The following is a 16,426-nucleotide window of genomic DNA, read 5'->3' on the forward strand; positions in this document are numbered from 1 at the left end:
CCTGTGGGCCCTGTTAGGTGAAGGGGCTCCCACCTTCGGATACAGGCTCCACGATGGCTCCCCTGACCCTCGGCTTCCTGATGGACCCCCTCGAGAAGGTGCAAGTCGGCCACGACTCCACCTTCCAGATGATGCTGGAGGCCCATCGGCGAGGGCACACGGTGCGCTACTTCGAGCAGGGCTGGCTGCGCTACTCCGGCACCTGCGCCGAGGCCCGCATGCGCACCGTGGCCGTGCGAAACGAGGTGGGCCGCCACTTCGACGTGCTGGAGGAGGAGGTACGGCCGATCTCCAGCCTGGATGTCCTGTTCATGCGGAAGGATCCGCCCGTGGACGTGGACTTTCTGCACGCCACCCAGCTGGTGGAATTGTGTTCCGGCAAGCCGCCCGTCTACATCAACAGCCCCCGAGGCATCCGGGACGCCAACGAGAAGCTCTTCACCCTGAACTTCCCGGACCTCATGCCGGAGACCTGCGTGTCGCGGGAGCGGGAGGTGCTGATCGACTTCATCCGCAAGCACCCGGGCGGCACCATCCTCAAGCCCATCGACGGCTTCGGAGGCAAGGGCATCGTCTTCGTCGGGCCCGAGGACCGGAACATGCGCTCGCTGCTGGAGCTGCTCACCACCCAAGGCCACGAGCCCATCATCGCCCAGGCGTACGTGCCGCAGAGCCGCCAGGGCGACAAGCGCATCATCCTCGTGAACGGAGAGCCACTGGGCGCGGTGCTGCGCGTGCCCTCGGAGGATGATCACCGGGGCAACATGGCCGCGGGCGGCAAGCCGATAAAGACCACGCTGACGGAGCGCGAGAAGCACATCTGTGCCCGGCTGAAGCCGAAGCTGCTGGAACACGGGCTGCTGATGGTGGGCATCGACACGCTCGGCGACTTCCTCACCGAGGTGAACGTCACGAGCCCCACCGGCCTGGCGGAGATCAACGCCCTGGATGGTGTCTGCCTCGAGGCCCACATCATCGACCTGGCGGAGCGCTTGGCCGCCCGGCGGTGAGCACTCCCGAGACGGACGAGACGCTCGACTCGATCGGCACGGCGGGCGTGAAGGTGCTGCAGCGCCGGGGCGGCTACCGCTTCACCTTGGACGCCGTGCTGCTGGCCGCCTTCGCTGCCGCGGAGGATCCACGACAGGGGCCGGTGCTGGAGCTCGGCGCGGGCAGCGGAGTGGTGTCCTTCCTGCTCGCCCGGCAGTTCGGCCGAGGACCCATCGACGCGCTGGAGCTACAGCCTGCAGTCCATGCGCGGCTGGTCCGGGCCGTGGCGCTCAACGGGCTCGAGGGCCGGGTGAGGCCGCTGCTCGGAGATCTGCGCGAGGCCCGGACGCGGGTGCCGCCCGGAGCGCATGCGCTCGTCGTCTCGAATCCTCCCTTCCGGCCCGCGGATGCCGGGGTGCGCAGCCCGGACGAGGAGCGCGCCCTGTCCAAGCAGGAGCTGGCGTGTGACGCGGCCTCGGTGGTGGCTGCGGCCCGGCATGCGCTGGAGCCCGGGGGGAGCGTCAGCCTGGTGTACCCAGCAGCGCGGCTGGCGGAGGTCCTTGGCCTGCTCACGGCGGCGCGGCTGTTCCCGCGAGCCCTGCGTCTCGTCCACTCGCGGGTGGATTCGCCCGCGACGCGCTTCCTGGTTCACGCGCTGAGGGACAGCGATCGAGGGCTGGAGGTGCGTCCGCCGCTCATCGTCCATGGAGAGGGCCCCGGTGGTTATACACACGAGGTCGCCGCGCTCATGGATCCCCCGCGCTCCGAGCAGAACCCACGGTGACCGGGTGCAGGCGGGTCGAGCTTTCCCCATGGAATCCCTAAGCTGTGGTGTCTGGTTTTGTGATTTTCGTATTGCTATAATTTTCCAGCGCCAAGTGAGGAGGGTGGATGGAAGTCCGTCCCGAAGCTGAGCTCACGGGGTTCTCGGCGATGGACGCCCTGGAGGCCCTGGAGGATGGGTTCCTGGCGCTGGACGCGTCTCTGAAGGTGTGTGCCGCCAACCGGGCCGCCGAGCAGCTCCTGACGCTGTCCCGCTCGGGGCTGTGCGGGCAGGCGCTGAGCACGGTGCTGGGAGAGCCAGGGGCCTCGGCCGCGTTGCTGGAAGGCTGCCAGCGTGCGCTGTCCGAGCAGGTGCCCACGCGGCTCGTGGAACACCGGGCCTCGGCCGGCCAGTGGCTGGAGATCCGGCTGCGCCCCCAGCGCGGGCAGGTGTGGCTCTTCTTGCGAGACGTCACCTGGGAGCACCGCACGGAGGAGCGGCTGAGGGACTTCGAGCGGCAGCAGGCCGTGCTCCGGTACGTCATCGCCAACGTGCCCCACGCCATCTTCTGGAAGGACCGGGAGGGGCGCTTTCTCGGAGCCAATCAGAACTTCGTCTCGGACTCGGGCGCGGGGACGGTGGAGAACCTGATCGGCAAGACGGACTACGACATCTGGAAGCGCGAGGAGGCGGACTTCTTCGTCCAGGTGGATCGCCAGGTGATGCAGAGCGGCACGCCGATGCTCGACATCGAGGAGCCCGTCCGGCGCGCGGATGGCTCGGAGCGCACGCTGCTGACCAGCAAGGTGCCGTTGCGGGACGAAGCGGGCCAGGTGATGGGGATGCTGGGCATCTACGCGGACATCACCGAGCGCAAGCGCGGCGAGCGGGAGGTGCAGAAGGCGAAGGACGCGGCCGAGGCGGCGGTGCGCGCCAAGAGCGAGTTCCTCACGGTGATGAGCCACGAGCTGCGCACCCCGCTCACGTTGATCCTGGGTCCGCTGGGGGTGGTGCTCTCCGATGCTTCGGGTGAGCTGCCCGAGCATGTCCGGCGCGAGCTGGAGCGCATCCACCGCAACGCCGAGCGGCTCTTCCGGCTCGTGGACGACATCCTGGATCACCAGAAGGTGGAGGCGGGCCGGATGGAGGTGCACTGGGAGCCGGCGGAGATTGCCTCGCTCACGGAGCAACTGGTGGAAGATGCGCGCTCGGCGGGGGCCATCCGGGGCGTCGAGGTGCGCTTCGAGGCCGATGCCCACCTGGGCGTCGTGCCGCTGGACCGGCGCAAGTTCGAGAAGATTGTCCTGAACCTGCTGGGCAACGCGCTCAAGTTCACGCCGTCAGGAGGCTCCATCGTCGCGGCGCTGCGGGCGCGGGACTCGTGGGTGGAGCTGTCGGTGACGGACACGGGGCCGGGCATCCCCGAGTCCAAGCAGGGGCTGCTCTTCCAGCGCTTCCAGCAGCTCGACGGCTCCACCACGCGCAAACACGAGGGGACCGGCATGGGGCTGGCCATCGTGAAGGAGTTCGCCGAGCTGATGGGGGGCGAGGTGGCCGTGGAGAGCAAGCCCGGCGAGGGCTCGCGGTTCATCGTCCGCCTGCCTCGGAGCGCGGATCGGCTCGTGGAGCCAGCGCTGAGCACCGGGCGCACTCCGGGCTCGAGGGCGGGGTACTTCACGCCCGCGCCACTGCCCATGGGCTCCCCGGTTCCGGCGCCGGAGCGGCAGCCTCAGGAGGCACCTCGCCTGCTCATCGCCGATGACAACCCGGACATGCGTGCCTACCTGGCCAGCCTGCTCGGGCGCGAGTACGCGCTGGAGCTGGTGGAGAACGGCCGGCAGGCGCTGGAGGCCATGGAGCGGCAGCGGCCGGACGTCATCGTCTCGGACGTGATGATGCCGGAGATGGACGGCGCCGAGCTGGTCTCCCGGCTGAAGGCGAGCCCCACGTATCGGGACATCCCCATCGTCCTGCTGACGGCCAAGGCCAGCCGCCAGGAGGCGATCGAGGGCCTGGAGATTGGCGCGGACGACTACCTGAGCAAGCCGTTCAGCGCGGCGGAGCTCCAGGCCCGGGTCCGCGCGGCGGTGCGGATGCACTCGCTCTACCAGGAGCTCCAGGCGCGGAAGCACGAGCTGGAGGAGGCACTGCGCAGGCTGCGCGCCACGCAGGAGCAACTGCTGCAGAAGGGCAAGATGGCCGCGGTGGGCTCGCTGGTGTCAGGGCTGTGCCACGAGCTGAACAACCCCATGGCTGCCATCCGCATGAGCCTCGATCTGATGGTGCGGCGGAAGCTGGCCCCGGAGCGCCAGCGCGAGACGCTGGAGGTCATCGAGCGCCAGTCCCAGCGCTGTGTGAGCCTGGTGAAGGCCCTGCGGGAGTTCTCGAGCCGCCCTGCTGTCATCCGCGAACCCTGTGAGGTGGGCGCGGTGGTGGGCCGGGTCATCGAGCTCGTTGGGCCTCAGCTCTCGCGGCGGAGACTGTCGCTCGATGCGCGGCTCGCTGCCGCCGAGCTGCCTCGGCTTCACCTCCATGGCGCGGAGCTGGAGACGGCCCTGCGCCACGTGGTGACGAACGCCCTGGAAGCCAGCCCAGAGGGCGGCACGGTGACCCTCGAGGCCCGGCCGCTGGCGCGCGAGGGGACGCAGGGCGTGGAGGTGGCGGTGATCGATCACGGCCCGGGCATTTCTCCGGACACGCTGCCGCACGTCATCGAGCCGTTCTTCACCACGAAGCCGCCGGGAGAGGGCACCGGGCTCGGGCTGTCGTTGACCCACCGGTTCATTGATGCACACGGAGGCACCTTGAACATCGAGAGCGAGCGGGGCCGTGGAACGACGGTGCGGATGTGGCTGCCCGCCGCGCCGGTGCTCGAGACGGCCGCGTCAGCCGAAGGGGAGGCTCCACTGCAATGAATGTCACGGATCTCTTTGAAGACGAGGCCCCGGTGATCAAGAAGCGGGGCGAGCACATCCTCGTCGTGGATGACGAGGCGGACGTACGCGAGGGTCTCGGGAAGCTGCTCGAGATGGAGGGCTATGACGTCACCACGGCCGAGAATGGCCTGGTGGCGGTCGAGCGGGCGAAGCTGCAGCGCTTCGATCTGGTGCTCACGGACCTGAGGATGCCGGGGATGGACGGGGTCGAGACGTTGATGGAGCTCAAGCGGCTTCATCCCGGGATGCCCGTCATCGTCGTCACGGCCTACGCCTCGCATGAGACGGCGGCCCGCTGCGAGCGCGAGGGGGCCTACGGCTATGTCATGAAGCCGTTCGACCTGGACGAGCTGCTGCAGGTCATCGAAGAGGCGGTCCCCACCGGCAGAGGGCCCCTTCAGAGCTGAGACGGAGCGCCCGAGGCCGCCTGCCTGGGCAGGGTGCGTCCGTCAGCGACGTGCCCGCAGGTTTCTCTCGGGCACAAGGCGTACCCGTAATATGCCCGCGCCATGCGTTCCTCCGTCCTGCTGCTGCTGGCGCTCGCTGCCCTGTCAGGTGCGTGTGCTGCGACCGAACCCGCCCGTTCCTCCGCGAGGCCCCCTGCTTCCGAGCCCGCGGCTCCTCTCGCTGCTGTCCCCGCGAACCCTCCCATACCCCCCGAGGCTCCTGCCCCGGCTGCCGTGAGTCCCACTGCGGCTCCTGGAGATGCCAGCACCGCTCTCGTGGATCCGGCGACAGCGGGCGCGGACGCGCAGTTCGCTCGAGGCGTGGAGGCGCTGAAGGCCCAGGACACGAAGACGGCCATCACCGAGCTCGCCGCTTGTGTGGAGGCGATGCCCTCTCGGGTGGACTGCCGGTGGGAGCTGGGCTGGGCGTACTCGCTGGAGAACCGGTGGGCCGAGGCGCTCGCGCAGTTTACGGAGGTCCAGAAGCTCAAGCCGGATCAGCCGGATCTGGAGACGGCGCTCACGCAGGCCCGTGCGCAGGCGGAGCTGGCGGAGCGGCTCGCCAAGCCCCCGGAGCCTTCTCAGCGCCCGCCTCCTCCCGAGGGTGCGCGCGTGCGCATTCGCGCCGCGGGGGATGTGATGCTCGGCACCACGGTGCCCGAGGGCCACCTGCCTCCCGAGGGCCCCGATGGCGTCCTCGCCGCCGTGCGCCCGCTGCTGGAGGACGCGGACCTCACGTTCGTGAACCTCGAGGGCCCGCTGTGCGACATCGGCGAGACGAAGAAGTGCCGCTCGCCCCGGAACTGCTACGCGTTCCGCTCGCCCACGGCCTACGGCCAGGCGCTCAAGGACGCGGGGGTGGATGTGGTCTCCACGGCAAACAACCACTCGGGCGACTTCGGCGAGCTGTGCCGGCGAGAGACGGAGTCCACGCTCGACACGCTCGGCATCGGCTGGAGCGGGCCGCCGGGCACGGTGGCCACGCTGGAGCGCAACGGGCTGCGCATTGGCCTGGTGGCGTTTCACACCTCGGCCTCGTGCAACCACCTCAACAACCTGCCCACGGCGAAGGCGCTGGTGAGCTCGGCGGCGGCCACGCATGACCTGGTCATCGTCTCCTTCCACGGAGGCGCCGAGGGCGCCAAGGCCGTGCGCGTGCCACCCGGCAAGGAGAAGTTCATGGGCGAGGACCGGGGCGACCTGCGTACCTTCACGCACGCCATGGTGGATGCGGGTGCGCACCTCGTCATGGGCCACGGCCCCCACGTGGCGCGAGCCATGGAGTTCTACAAGGGCCGGCTGATTGCCTACTCCCTGGGCAACTTCGCCACCTACGGGCGCTTCACGGTGACGGGTGTGCAGGGGCTGGGCATGGTGCTCGAGGTGGAGCTGGACCGCGAGGGCCGCTACCTCTCCGGCCGCATCCTCCCCACCCGCCAGCACGGCGAGGGCATCCCCGCCCCGGATCCGGACGGCGGCGTCACCTCGCTGGTGCGCAAGCTGACGGCCCAGGACTTCCCGCTGACGGGCGCGCGGATCTCCGAGGACGGTGTCATCTCTCCCCTGGAGAAGCCGTCCGCCTCCCTTCAGCGGGCAACGCCGTAGGGCGGGTCCTCGCGGCACAGCTCAGAACGGAATGCTGAAGGTGAGCTGATCCACCGCGCAGCTTGGATTCATTGGTGCCCCAAGAGTGGGAACGAGGCCCACCGAGCGCGCGTTCGAGGCTTGGGTTAGAAGGAAGACCGCCGTGCCCGCACTTCGCCTCCAGCGCTTCTCTTCGTTCCGGGCCTTCGAGCACCCCGGCTACTTTGCGGTGTGGATTGGAGCGCTGGTGTCGAACATCGGCACCTGGATGGAGACGCTGGCGCTGGGCGTCTACGTCACCGAGGTGACGGGCAAGGCCGAGTGGACGGGCGGAGTGGCGGCGCTGTCGTACTTGCCGGGCCTGCTCCTGTCTCCGCTCGGTGGAGCGCTGGCGGATCGGTTCGACCGGCGCACGTATCTCGCGGTGGGCACGTTGGGGCAGATGCTCCTGGCCGCCGTGCTGACGGTGCTGGCCTTCACGCACCACCTGAGCGTGCCGCTGGTGGCGGTGGTGGCCTTCCTCAACGGCAGCATCAGCCTGCTGTCCGGTCCGGCCTTCAACGCGCTGCTGGCGGAGCTGGTGCCGGCGAAGGACATGCACAGCGCGCTGAGCCTCAGCTCGGCGCAGTTCAACCTGGGGCGCGTGATTGGCCCGCTGCTCGCGACGGTGGTGCTGGCCGCGGGTGGCATTCAATGGGCGCTGCTGATCAACGCGCTGTCCTTCCTTTCGGTGCTGGTGGCGCTGTGGAAGCTGGGGCCCACGCGAAGCCCGGGTCCGGTGGTGCTCAAGGGCCTGTGGAAGGTGCTCTGGGCGGACATTGTCCGCGGCGTGGACGTGGCGCGGAAGGACGCGGGTATCAGCCTGGTCATTACGAGCACGCTCGTCATCGCCATCCTGGTGGCACCGTTCATCGGCTTGGTGCCGGTGTTTGCGATTCGGGTGTTCCACCAGGGGGCCTCTGCAACATCGCTGCTGGTGACGTCGCAGGGTGCGGGTGCGGTGACGGCGGCGGTGGCGGCGGGCGTGCTGGTGGATGCGTTCGGCCGCAAGCGGGTGCTGGAGGGGGTGATGCTCCTGTTGGGGCTGGTGACGGCGCTGTACTGGCTGGCGCCGACCCTGGTGTGGGCCGCCGTGGGCATCTTCTTCGTGGGCGCCTGCTACATGACGTGCCTCACGGGCATCCACACGGTGTGCCAGACGCGAGCGCCTGCGGAGCTCCGGGCGCGCATCAGCAGTCTCTACGGCATGGTGCTCAACGGTGGCTACGCGCTGGGCGTGTGGCTGCAGGGAGCGCTGGCGGACCGGGTGGGCGTGCGCTTCGTGACAGTGTCCTGTGCCGTGTTCTTCCTGGCGCTGGTGGTGACGCTGCGCCTGCTGCGCCCGCACAGCTTCGACGCCACCGAGGCGTGAAAGCGGCGCTCACGCGGAAGAGTGCAGTGCCTCTTCCAGGCGCTGAGCTGCCTCCAGCCAGCCCTCTTCCTCGACGCGCATGGCCTCCGAATCCTTCTTGATGGAGAGCTGGATCTGGACCATGCGCGGATCCTCTAGCCCTGTTGAAGTGAGCTGGTACCAGAGCGCCCATGCTTCTGGATGACGTGTGCCCCAGTGCTCGAGCCGCTCGGCGGCAACGGCATGGTCCAAGGCATCTGCCAACAGTTCGCTGCGCCGGTGTTCATCCATCTCAGGCCGGCTTGCCTTCCACAGGGCTTCCACCGCGCTGGTGAAGGTATTGGCGCCCGGCCCAGGAAAGTCATCCTCTGCTTCAGGCCACTTTTCCGAATCATCCGTCGGGCCGGTTTCCGGGATGGACTCGATGAACTGGCGCGGCCAGCGCACGCCGGGCTGATGACGTTCGAAAACAGGCAGGCGGCGCGAAACAAAATCCCGGACCAACCGCAGCGCCCGATGAGGAGGCAGGTGGCGCAGCAACTTCCGAGCGGAGCTCCAGCAGCCGTTCACGTCGGCACGCGCGGCCGCCAGCCTTAGCGCTTGGACCTCATCCTCAGGGGATCGAAGCTCGCTCATGCCCGATGGGGAGCCCTACCAGACAATGCGGCACTTGGTCCATGTTGTAGTGCCTTCCGAGCAATGGACAGGGACCTGCCCGTGTTTCCTCCGGGTGGTGAAGAAGGAGGTTCTTGGAGTCCAGCCTCAGCTTCATCGCGTTCAGGGCCTGCTGAGCGCTGTGGAAGGCATAGCCCGCAGGTAGATCCTGACAGACGGGATAGTCGGGCAGCTTCTCACCGCAGTTCCGCCGCTGGCCTGAAGGATCCTCCACTGGATCCACATCCACCCACGGATCAACGGGCGGGAAGCGGTTCGGACCCGGCTGCTGCGAAGGCTGTTGCTGGCGCTCACGGATGGTCTTCTGCAGCCGCTGGGCGGCCTCATGGGAGATCAGGCCCGCTGCGATCGCATGCAGAAGAAGCTCCTCTGCCTCGGTGAGCTGACCCTGGGCAATGAGCGTGGAGATTCGAGTCGTGGCGCTGTCGCCCCCCTTGGTGCGGACGGTGGGCTCGGCGGGTGTGTGGGCGCACCCCGCTGGGATCAGCATCACCCCGCAGCACAGAAAGAACCTCCAGACGCACATGGCTGTCTCCTGTTCATCCCCTGTCTAGCGGATCCGCTGCTCCCGAGGCGATGATGGGGGCAGAGCCCTCCGTGTCCTACACAGCGATGGGCTTCGTGCCACGTCCCGCGCCGAGGTGGAGAGACATGAGACTGTTCCTGGGGCCCGTCCTGTATGCCGAGACTCAGACGGATCCGGAGTCTTGGAGCTTCTCGGTGAACCTACTGCTCTCGGGCACTGACACCGCGAAGGCCCCGCCGCTGCGGCTGGCCTTCCGCGATGCCCAGGGCCAGGAGCTCGGCACCGTGTCCGGCCCCACCCTGGCCGCGGACTTCTCCGCGCTGGAGGAGCCCTGGGCGTGTGTCTCCTGGAAGTGGACGGTCCGGCTGACGCGCCTCTCCGTGGAGCAGCGGGTCAGCTACCGCTTCGACCCTGCGAGCCCGTCGGTCGAGTGGCGCATGGATGACGTGAAGGACGTGCTCGTGCCCGCCCGGGGAGATCTGCCCCGGTGCGCGTTCTTCTCGTGCAACGGCGTGAGCCACCTCAAGGGCTGGGCGACGCTCGATCGCCCCTTCGCGCTCTGGGAGGAGATGCGCCGCCAGCAGGAGCACGACGCGGGCTTCCACGTCCTCCTCGGCGGAGGCGATCAGCTCTACACGGACAGCCTCTGGTACACGAACCCCACGCTGGCCCGTTTCCAGAAGCTCTCTCGGGCGCAGCGGCTGAACAGCCCCGCCCCCGAGGGCCTGGAGGCGGAGCTGCTCCGCGACTACGTGCGCGTCTACATCGAGCGCTGGAGCGAGCAGGGCATCGGCTCCATGCTGGCGCGCGTCCCGGGGCTCTACACCTGGGATGATCACGACATCATGGACGGGTGGGGCTCGCTGGAAGAACTGCAGGAGTCCCCGGTGCTGCGCGCGCTCTATGGCGCGGCGGCCCGTGTCTTCGAGGCCTTCCAGCTCGGAGGCCTGCGCGGCGACGTGAAGGCCCGGCGCGATCCCGGTGCCGCCCACTACTTCCAGGCCCACACCTTCTCGGGCGATGCGTGCGACCTGGACGTGGTGCTGCTCGATCTGCGCAGCGGCCGGACGAGCCGGACTCTCGCCAGCGGCAAGCTCGACCACACCATCCTCTCGGAAGCTCAGTGGGCGGCGTTCGACGCCTGGCGCAAGGAGCACACCGCTCGCGCCACGCAGCGGAACAAGCCTCGGCACGTGTTGATCATCTCCTCCATCCCCATCGTCTACATGCGCTTCCGTCCGGGCGTGGAGTCCGGCGCCGCGCTGGTCGACAAGCGGGATGACCTGCTGGACCAGTGGGAGTCGGTCATCCACCGCGGCGAGCGGACGCGGCTGATGATGAACCTCTTCGAGCTGGCGAAGGACTCGTGCTGCTCGGTGACGGTGCTGTCCGGGGATGCGCACGTGGGCTCGCGGGCGCTGATCCGCTCGCGCAACGTGCGGCACCTGCACCCAGGGCACGCCGAGGTCTACCTGGAGCAGGTCACCTCCTCGGGCATCGTCCACCCGCCGCCCTCGGCGCTGGAGCTGATGGGGATGCGCGCCCTGGCCAACGATGTGCCGGAGGAGCTGCCTGGGCACCTGCGCACGGAGCTGCTGCCCGTGGGCGGAGACCTGTACCTGCGCGAGCGCAACTGGATCTCCCTGCGCGTCACCGAGGGGCAGTCGAGCCGCTCGCCCAAGCTCTGGCTCAAGTGGGAGGCCGAGCACACCCACGTCGACGTGCAGGTGGTGGTGGAGCCCCCCGCGCGCCGTGCCTAGCCAGGCCCGGCGGGTCACTCCTCGGGCCGGCGAGGGAGGGCGTTCCTGCTCCTGGGAAGCTTGGTGTGCGGCGAGAGCATCCCGAGCTTGAGCCTCGAGGCGCGCGGGCTCTCCGCGCGCGGAACGAGGAGCCCCAGCATGAGCAGCCGGAAGTATGACCCTCTCAAGGGCGGCAAGGAGGCCTCCCACAAGCCCCCCTTCACGAAGGACCGGGTCGAGCGCGGCCTGGAGGCCGATGACACCAAGCCGCTCTATGCCGACGAGTCCAAGCACGACACCCGCGAGCTGAAGTTCGCCTTCGACAGCGATGGCCCGGCCGGTGGCGATGTGCCGGACATCCGCAGCCCCATCGACGAGGCCGACGAGCTCGAGCGCGAGCAGCGTGGCCGTGAGAAGGCCGAAGAGGAGAACAGCTAGGCCGCCGGGCAAGCCGGCAGCCTGAAACACAAAGCGCCGGAGCCCCCGCGAGGACTCCGGCGCCTGGCACTGCGTCTGCGCGACGGGACTACTTCTTCCCAGCCGCACCCGGAGCCGGAGTTCCGCTGCCCGCCACATCCATCGGCGTAATCTTGCCGAGGTTCAGCGGTGCCACCTGCTGCTGGATGATGTCCGGATCCCCCACGAGGATGATCTGCATGGCGGCCGGGTTGAGGTAGGCCTCGGCGACGCGCTGCACCTCGGCGGGGGTGGCCTTCTCCAGGCCATCCACCTGCTTGCGGAACTCATCCATCGGCCGGCGCTTGAGGAACAGCTGGGCCGCGTTCAGCCCCACGCCCTCCACCGTCTCGAAGATGCCGGGGTAGGAGCGGATGAGCCCCTCGCGAGCGGCCTCCAGCTCCTTGGAGGAGATGGGCCGCGACTTGATGTCGGTCAGCTCGCGGACGAACTCGGCGAGCGCGGGGCCGGTAACATTGGCGCGCACCTGGGAGTAGGCGGTGAGCGGTCCCACGCCCAGCCGCGCGTCGGAGCTGGCGCCTGCGCCGTAGGTGTAGCCCTTGGCCTCGCGCAGGTTCATGTTGAGCCGGCTGCCGAAGAACCCACCGAACACGGTGGTGGCCAGGTCCAGCGGGTACTCGTCCGAGTGGCCTACGGCGACGCCGGGGCGGCCCACCAGGATGAAGGTCTGCTCCAGACCGGGCTTGTAGACCACGCGCAGGGCCTCGCGAGGCGGCGCGGCGGGAGCGGCCGGAGCCGGGGCGGCCACGGCGTCACCCTTCCAGTCGCCGAAGTACTTCTTCGCCCACTCCACGGCCTGCTGCTGGGTGACGTCTCCCACCACCACGAGCGCCGAGGCCTTGGGGCCCACGTTCTTCTGGTAGAAGCGCTTCACGTCCTGCAGGGTGAGCTTGTCCACCGTGGCGGGCACGCCCGAGCCCGGGTGCCCATAGGGGTGCGCCGAGCCGAACACGGCCTCCAGGTACGCCTGCTGCCCCAGGAAGAACGGGGTGCCGAGCCGCCGCACCAGGTCCGCGAGCTGCTGCTTCTTGCGCCGGTCAAAGTCCTTCTGCGCGAAGGTGGGCCGGCGCGCCACGTCCGCCAGCAGCGCCAGGGCCTTGTCCGCGTTGCGCGACAGCACGCGCACGCCCACGGTGGCCCCATCCGGCTCCACGCGCGTGGCGGGGGACACGCCGAGGTCCGCGAAGGCGTTGTCCAGGGTGACGGTGTCCTTCCCGCCCGCGCCCTCCAGCAACATCTTATAGGTGAGGTCCGCCAGGCCGCCCTGCCCCGCGGGGTCCTGCGCGGTGCCGTTGGCGAAGGACACGCCGATGAACACGAGCGGCAGGTCGCGGCGCGAGTTCACGATGACCGTCATCCCGTTATCGAGCTTCTCCTGCTCGAAGGTGGGCAGCACCAGGTCCGGCGACTTGCCCGGCGTGGGCATCTTCGCGCGGAAGGCCTCGGCGTCGGCCTTGGGGGCCTCGGCCTGGGGAGCCGGAGTGGAGTCCTTCGTGGGCTCCGGCTGCGGAGTGGTGGCGCACGCGGCCAGCGCGAGGACGGAGAGTGCGAGGAAGAGGCGGCGCATCACTTGTTCTCCTTCGGAGCGGTGGGGGCCTGCTGATCCGGCACGGCGTGCAGCACGATGCGCGCGTCCGGACGCAGCTGCTCGTTGACGTAGCGCTTCACGGCGTCCGGCGTCACGGTCTGGTAGCGCGCCAAATCCTGCGCCAGGTAGCTCGGCTCGCCGACGAAGTGGTTGTAGTTCTGCAGCGCGTCCGCCTTGCCGCCGAAGCCGCCCACGGACTCCAGTCCGGACAGCATCCGCGTGTCATAGCGGGTCCGGGCGCGGTTGAGCTCCTCCACGGTGACGCCGTTCTTGCGGACCTCGTCCAGCACCGCGTCCACCTCCTTCTTCAGCGTGTCCGTGGAGACGCCGGGCCGGGCCACCACCTCGATGGTGAAGACGGACTGGGAGCCGATGCTCTGCTCCGAGGCATCCACGCTCTGGGCGATCTGCTTCTCCAGCACCAGCCTCCGGTAGAGGCGGCTGGCCTTGCCGGTGGCCAGCACCGTGGCGAGCATGTCCGCGGTGGCATCGCCCTCGGTGAGGTACTCGGGGCTGTGCCAGGCCAGCGTCAGCATGGGCAGCGTGGCGATCTTCTCGTCATGGCGGATGACGGTCTCCCGCGTGAGCTTCGCCGGGGCCACCTGGGGCCGCTCCGGCTTGGCGCCGCTGGGCAGGGTGCCGAAGTACTTCTCCACCAGGGCCTTGGTCTTCGCCACGTCGAAGTCCCCGACGATGGTGAGCGTGGCGTTGGAGGGCGCGTACCACTTGCGGAAGAAGTTCTTCACGTCGTCCACGGTGGCCGCGTCCAGGTCCTCCATCGAGCCAATCACGTCCCCGTGGTACGGGTGGGGCAGCGGGAACAGGGCGTGCCAGAGCTTCTCGCGGGCCATGCCGTAGGGGGCGGCCTCGGTGCCCTGGCGGCGCTCGTTCTTCACCACCTCCTTCTGAGTGGTGAGCTTGTCCTCGGTGAGCGTGTCCAGCAGGAAGCCCATCCGGTCGCTCTCCAGCCAGAGCGCGGTCTCCAGGTGGTTGCTGGGCACCGTCTCGAAGTAGTTGGTGCGGTCGAAGTTGGTGGTGCCGTTGAGGTCCGTGGCCCCCAGCTGCTCCAGCATGGAGATGTGCACGTCATCCGCCACGTTCTTGGAGCCCTGGAACATCATGTGCTCGAAGAGGTGGGCGAAGCCGGTGCGGCCGGCCGTCTCGTGGTAGGCGCCCACGTGGTACCAGATGTTGACGGCGACAATGGGCAGCTTCCGGTCCACGGAGAGGATGACCTCCAGGCCGTTCTTCAGCTTGTACTTCTCGTAGGGGATGGCGAGCGACTCGCGGCCGGGCTCCAGCGGCTTCGCCTCCTGGGCGAGCGCGGGCAGACCGAGCGCGAGGACGAGCGTGGCGACGAGGGCTTTCATGAGTGGCATGAGCCTCCTTGGGCTGGGCGGTGCGCTTAGCACGTGCCCACCTCAGGGTGGGGGAGGAAGTGTGCGACACTGGAACGCGTGTCGACTGCTGACATTCCCTTGGGGCCTGCCGTCCCGGCCCGCTGCGCCGCGCACCCGGAGGTAGAGGCCACTGGCACCTGTGCTCGCTGCGGCACCTTCTTCTGCGCGGGCTGTGTGCGGCAGGTGTTCGGCAAGGCGTGGTGCGCCACGTGCGCGGCCCGGCCCGAGGTGCACTACCTGGAGGACTTCCGGGCCAAGCTCTGGGGCAAGAGGGATGGCTCGGCGTGGATGGCCCTGGTGGTGGGCGTCGGCTTCGGGGTGGCGGCGCTCGCGAGGCTCCTGCAGCCTGGGCTGCCGGTAGTTCCCACGGTGGCGTTCCTGGTGTGCATGGCGGCGGGCGTGTGCTTCTTCCTCGGCCTGAGGTGGGCGCGCGAGGCGTTCATCGCGGTGCCGGTGCTCTTCGGCCTGGCCTGCGTGCTGCGGCGCTCCGAGGGCATTGGCGCCTTCCTCATGTTCCTGGGCGTGGCGTCCCTGCCCGTCTACTTCGACACGCGCAACCAGCTGTTCTTCCGGCGGCCGGTGTCCCGCAAGCGGCTGGAGCGGCTCTGGCACGTCCGGGAGAACAACCCGATGGCGCGCCGGGCGCTGAGCCTGGGCGCGGGGGCCCTCTTGCTGCCGGTGCTGGCCCCATTGGCGGTCATCTGCGGAGTGGTGGGGCTGCGGCGGGTGGATCCGGGGGCCGTGCCTCCCGTGGGGCGCAAGGCCGACGCCATCGCGGCGATCGTGCTGGGCGTGCTCGTGATGGGAGTGTGGGCCGCGATTCTGGTGCCCCTCGTCAGCGCGAAGGTGGGCCTCTCTCTGGGGAAATGAGGGCGCGGCCCGCCAAAAAATCAGCAGCCGTGATGCTCTCCGGGGGCTGCAAGAGCATCACGACTGCTGGAGACCGTGGTCGAGTCCAGGCAAAGGTGTCGGGGTCCCGTACCTGGAGGCAAAACACCCACGGCTGACTGCGAAACCATCCCCCTGTGTGTGCAGGGCTCCACAAGACTTGATGTTGCGACTCACCCGGTCCTTGGGATCTCTGCACTGCCCTTCTGGGCGAACCAAGCGTCCGTTTCTGGGAAAAAGACCCGCCAACCACTTTAGCGGCCACCAAGGCCGGGGGGTGAGATGGAAGCGCAGAAGTGCCGCCACGGGAATTCCGCCCTGAATTCAAGGTTTTAGGCGAGCTGAGTGGCTCAGGAGATACCGGAGTGGGGCCCGCGCTACAGGCCAGAACGTGTCTGTATGCTTGTCGGGATCCTGTGGAGAACTTGTGGTTTCGGGAGGAGCGCCCATGAGCCTGGTTCGAGCTGCGGTTGCCGCGGTGGTGCTGCTGTCCACGTCCGCGCTGGCGGAGTCGCCGAGGGAGGCCAAGCGCATCAGCATCGATGTGGTGCGTGCGGACATCCATGACGTGCTGCGGCTGCTGGCGGAGAAGGGCGGCCTCAACGTGGTGGTGGCGGACGAGGTGCAGGGCAAGGTGACGCTGCGGTTGAGGGACGTGCCGTGGTGGCAGGCGCTGGACACGGTGCTGGCCTCGCGCGGACTGGGCCACGAGCTGAAGGGCAACGTGATGCGCGTGGCGCCAATGAAGCAGCTGGCCGAGGAGTCCGAGACGCGCGCGAAGCTGAAGCAGGCGCGCGAGCAGGAAGCTCCGCTGCGCACGTACTTCATCCCGGTGAGCTACGCGCGGGCGGCGGAGCTGCTGCCGCAGGTGCAGGCGCAGCTGTCTCCGCGCGGGAGGGCGAGCGTGGATGCTCGCACCAACACCCTCATCGTGACGGACGTGGGTCCGGTGACGCTGCCGTAGCTCCGTTCACCGCGTGCGTCGGGTTCGGTACTCTCGAAGGTTGGCCCCCTGTCTCCCATC

At 68.8% G+C, this 16,426-nt stretch carries 14 protein-coding genes; 10 read left to right on the forward strand and 4 right to left on the reverse strand.

Annotated features, from left to right (window positions below; translation table 11 throughout):
- Positions 1 to 53: 53 nt before the first annotated feature.
- The 6 genes from gshB (at position 54) to DB31_RS18615 (ending at position 8,130) form a co-directional block, all read left to right on the forward strand.
- Positions 54 to 1,010: a glutathione synthase gene (gene gshB / locus DB31_RS18590; RefSeq protein WP_044189379.1), complete on the forward strand. Its 957-nt coding sequence runs from the start codon at positions 54 to 56 to the stop codon at positions 1,008 to 1,010.
- Positions 1,007 to 1,774 carry a tRNA1(Val) (adenine(37)-N6)-methyltransferase gene (locus tag DB31_RS18595; RefSeq protein WP_044189381.1) on the forward strand — a complete coding sequence of 256 codons (768 nt, stop codon included), beginning with the start codon at positions 1,007 to 1,009 and terminating at the stop codon, positions 1,772 to 1,774. The genes gshB and DB31_RS18595 overlap by 4 nt, the downstream gene beginning before the upstream one ends.
- Before the next feature lie 107 nt (positions 1,775 to 1,881).
- Complete coding sequence (locus DB31_RS18600) at positions 1,882 to 4,668, forward strand: ATP-binding protein (RefSeq protein WP_052420077.1); 2,787 nt, start codon at positions 1,882 to 1,884, stop codon at positions 4,666 to 4,668.
- Positions 4,665 to 5,096, forward strand: coding sequence for a sigma-54-dependent transcriptional regulator (locus tag DB31_RS18605; protein ID WP_044189383.1), 432 nt, complete (start codon positions 4,665 to 4,667; stop codon positions 5,094 to 5,096). The genes DB31_RS18600 and DB31_RS18605 overlap by 4 nt, the downstream gene beginning before the upstream one ends.
- Before the next feature lie 102 nt (positions 5,097 to 5,198).
- Positions 5,199 to 6,740, forward strand: coding sequence for a CapA family protein (locus DB31_RS18610; RefSeq protein ID WP_044189385.1), 1,542 nt, complete (start codon positions 5,199 to 5,201; stop codon positions 6,738 to 6,740).
- A 142-nt stretch (positions 6,741 to 6,882) separates the two neighbouring features.
- Entirely contained in the window at positions 6,883 to 8,130 is a 1,248-nt protein-coding gene (locus DB31_RS18615) for an MFS transporter (RefSeq protein WP_044189386.1), read from the forward strand.
- 9 nt (positions 8,131 to 8,139) lie between these two features.
- Here DB31_RS18615 and DB31_RS18620 read toward each other — a convergent pair whose 3' ends face one another.
- The gene (locus DB31_RS18620; protein ID WP_157232047.1) at positions 8,140 to 8,745 is read right to left on the reverse strand and encodes a hypothetical protein; all 606 of its coding nucleotides are present in this window, start codon (positions 8,743 to 8,745) and stop codon (positions 8,140 to 8,142) included.
- Complete coding sequence (locus tag DB31_RS18625) at positions 8,723 to 9,310, reverse strand: hypothetical protein (RefSeq protein ID WP_157232048.1); 588 nt, start codon at positions 9,308 to 9,310, stop codon at positions 8,723 to 8,725. Before DB31_RS18625 ends, DB31_RS18620 begins: the two co-directional genes overlap by 23 nt.
- Positions 9,311 to 9,435: 125 nt before the next feature.
- On the opposite strand from DB31_RS18625, the gene DB31_RS18630 reads away from it, so the two are divergent.
- Together DB31_RS18630 and DB31_RS18635 are read left to right on the forward strand one after the other, a co-directional pair.
- A complete protein-coding gene (locus tag DB31_RS18630; RefSeq protein WP_044189389.1) occupies positions 9,436 to 11,070 on the forward strand; it encodes an alkaline phosphatase D family protein in 1,635 nt (544 codons plus the stop codon).
- 138 nt (positions 11,071 to 11,208) lie between these two features.
- Positions 11,209 to 11,487, forward strand: a complete 279-nt coding sequence (locus DB31_RS18635; RefSeq protein ID WP_044189391.1) for a hypothetical protein — start codon at positions 11,209 to 11,211, stop codon at positions 11,485 to 11,487.
- A gap of 88 nt (positions 11,488 to 11,575) precedes the next feature.
- On the opposite strand, the gene DB31_RS18640 is transcribed toward DB31_RS18635, so the two are convergent.
- Positions 11,576 to 13,093: a M16 family metallopeptidase gene (locus DB31_RS18640; protein ID WP_044189393.1), complete on the reverse strand. Its 1,518-nt coding sequence runs from the start codon at positions 13,091 to 13,093 to the stop codon at positions 11,576 to 11,578.
- Complete coding sequence (locus tag DB31_RS18645) at positions 13,093 to 14,484, reverse strand: M16 family metallopeptidase (RefSeq protein WP_044189396.1); 1,392 nt, start codon at positions 14,482 to 14,484, stop codon at positions 13,093 to 13,095. The genes DB31_RS18640 and DB31_RS18645 overlap by 1 nt, the downstream gene beginning before the upstream one ends.
- A gap of 87 nt (positions 14,485 to 14,571) precedes the next feature.
- On the opposite strand from DB31_RS18645, the gene DB31_RS18650 reads away from it, so the two are divergent.
- Together DB31_RS18650 and DB31_RS18655 are read left to right on the forward strand one after the other, a co-directional pair.
- A complete protein-coding gene (locus DB31_RS18650; protein WP_044189399.1) occupies positions 14,572 to 15,384 on the forward strand; it encodes a hypothetical protein in 813 nt (270 codons plus the stop codon).
- Between the two features lie 466 nt (positions 15,385 to 15,850).
- Positions 15,851 to 16,366, forward strand: a complete 516-nt coding sequence (locus DB31_RS18655) for a secretin and TonB N-terminal domain-containing protein (RefSeq protein ID WP_044189402.1) — start codon at positions 15,851 to 15,853, stop codon at positions 16,364 to 16,366.
- The last annotated feature ends 60 nt before the right edge of the window (positions 16,367 to 16,426 follow it).

Source organism: Hyalangium minutum (genome assembly GCF_000737315.1).
Lineage (GTDB): Bacteria > Myxococcota > Myxococcia > Myxococcales > Myxococcaceae > Hyalangium > Hyalangium minutum.

Coding starts and splice junctions, on each gene's coding strand:
- DB31_RS18640 (WP_044189393.1), bottom strand. CDS start 13,093: ATGCGCCGCCTCTTCCTCGCACTCTCCGTCCTCGCGCTGGCCGCGTGC.
- DB31_RS18645 (WP_044189396.1), bottom strand. CDS start 14,484: ATGAAAGCCCTCGTCGCCACGCTCGTCCTCGCGCTCGGTCTGCCCGCG.
- DB31_RS18610 (WP_044189385.1), top strand. CDS start 5,199: ATGCGTTCCTCCGTCCTGCTGCTGCTGGCGCTCGCTGCCCTGTCAGGT.
- DB31_RS18635 (WP_044189391.1), top strand. CDS start 11,209: ATGAGCAGCCGGAAGTATGACCCTCTCAAGGGCGGCAAGGAGGCCTCC.
- DB31_RS18655 (WP_044189402.1), top strand. CDS start 15,851: ATGAGCCTGGTTCGAGCTGCGGTTGCCGCGGTGGTGCTGCTGTCCACG.
- DB31_RS18630 (WP_044189389.1), top strand. CDS start 9,436: ATGAGACTGTTCCTGGGGCCCGTCCTGTATGCCGAGACTCAGACGGAT.
- DB31_RS18605 (WP_044189383.1), top strand. CDS start 4,665: ATGAATGTCACGGATCTCTTTGAAGACGAGGCCCCGGTGATCAAGAAG.
- DB31_RS18620 (WP_157232047.1), bottom strand. CDS start 8,745: ATGAGCGAGCTTCGATCCCCTGAGGATGAGGTCCAAGCGCTAAGGCTG.
- gshB (WP_044189379.1), top strand. CDS start 54: ATGGCTCCCCTGACCCTCGGCTTCCTGATGGACCCCCTCGAGAAGGTG.
- DB31_RS18625 (WP_157232048.1), bottom strand. CDS start 9,310: ATGTGCGTCTGGAGGTTCTTTCTGTGCTGCGGGGTGATGCTGATCCCA.
- DB31_RS18600 (WP_052420077.1), top strand. CDS start 1,882: ATGGAAGTCCGTCCCGAAGCTGAGCTCACGGGGTTCTCGGCGATGGAC.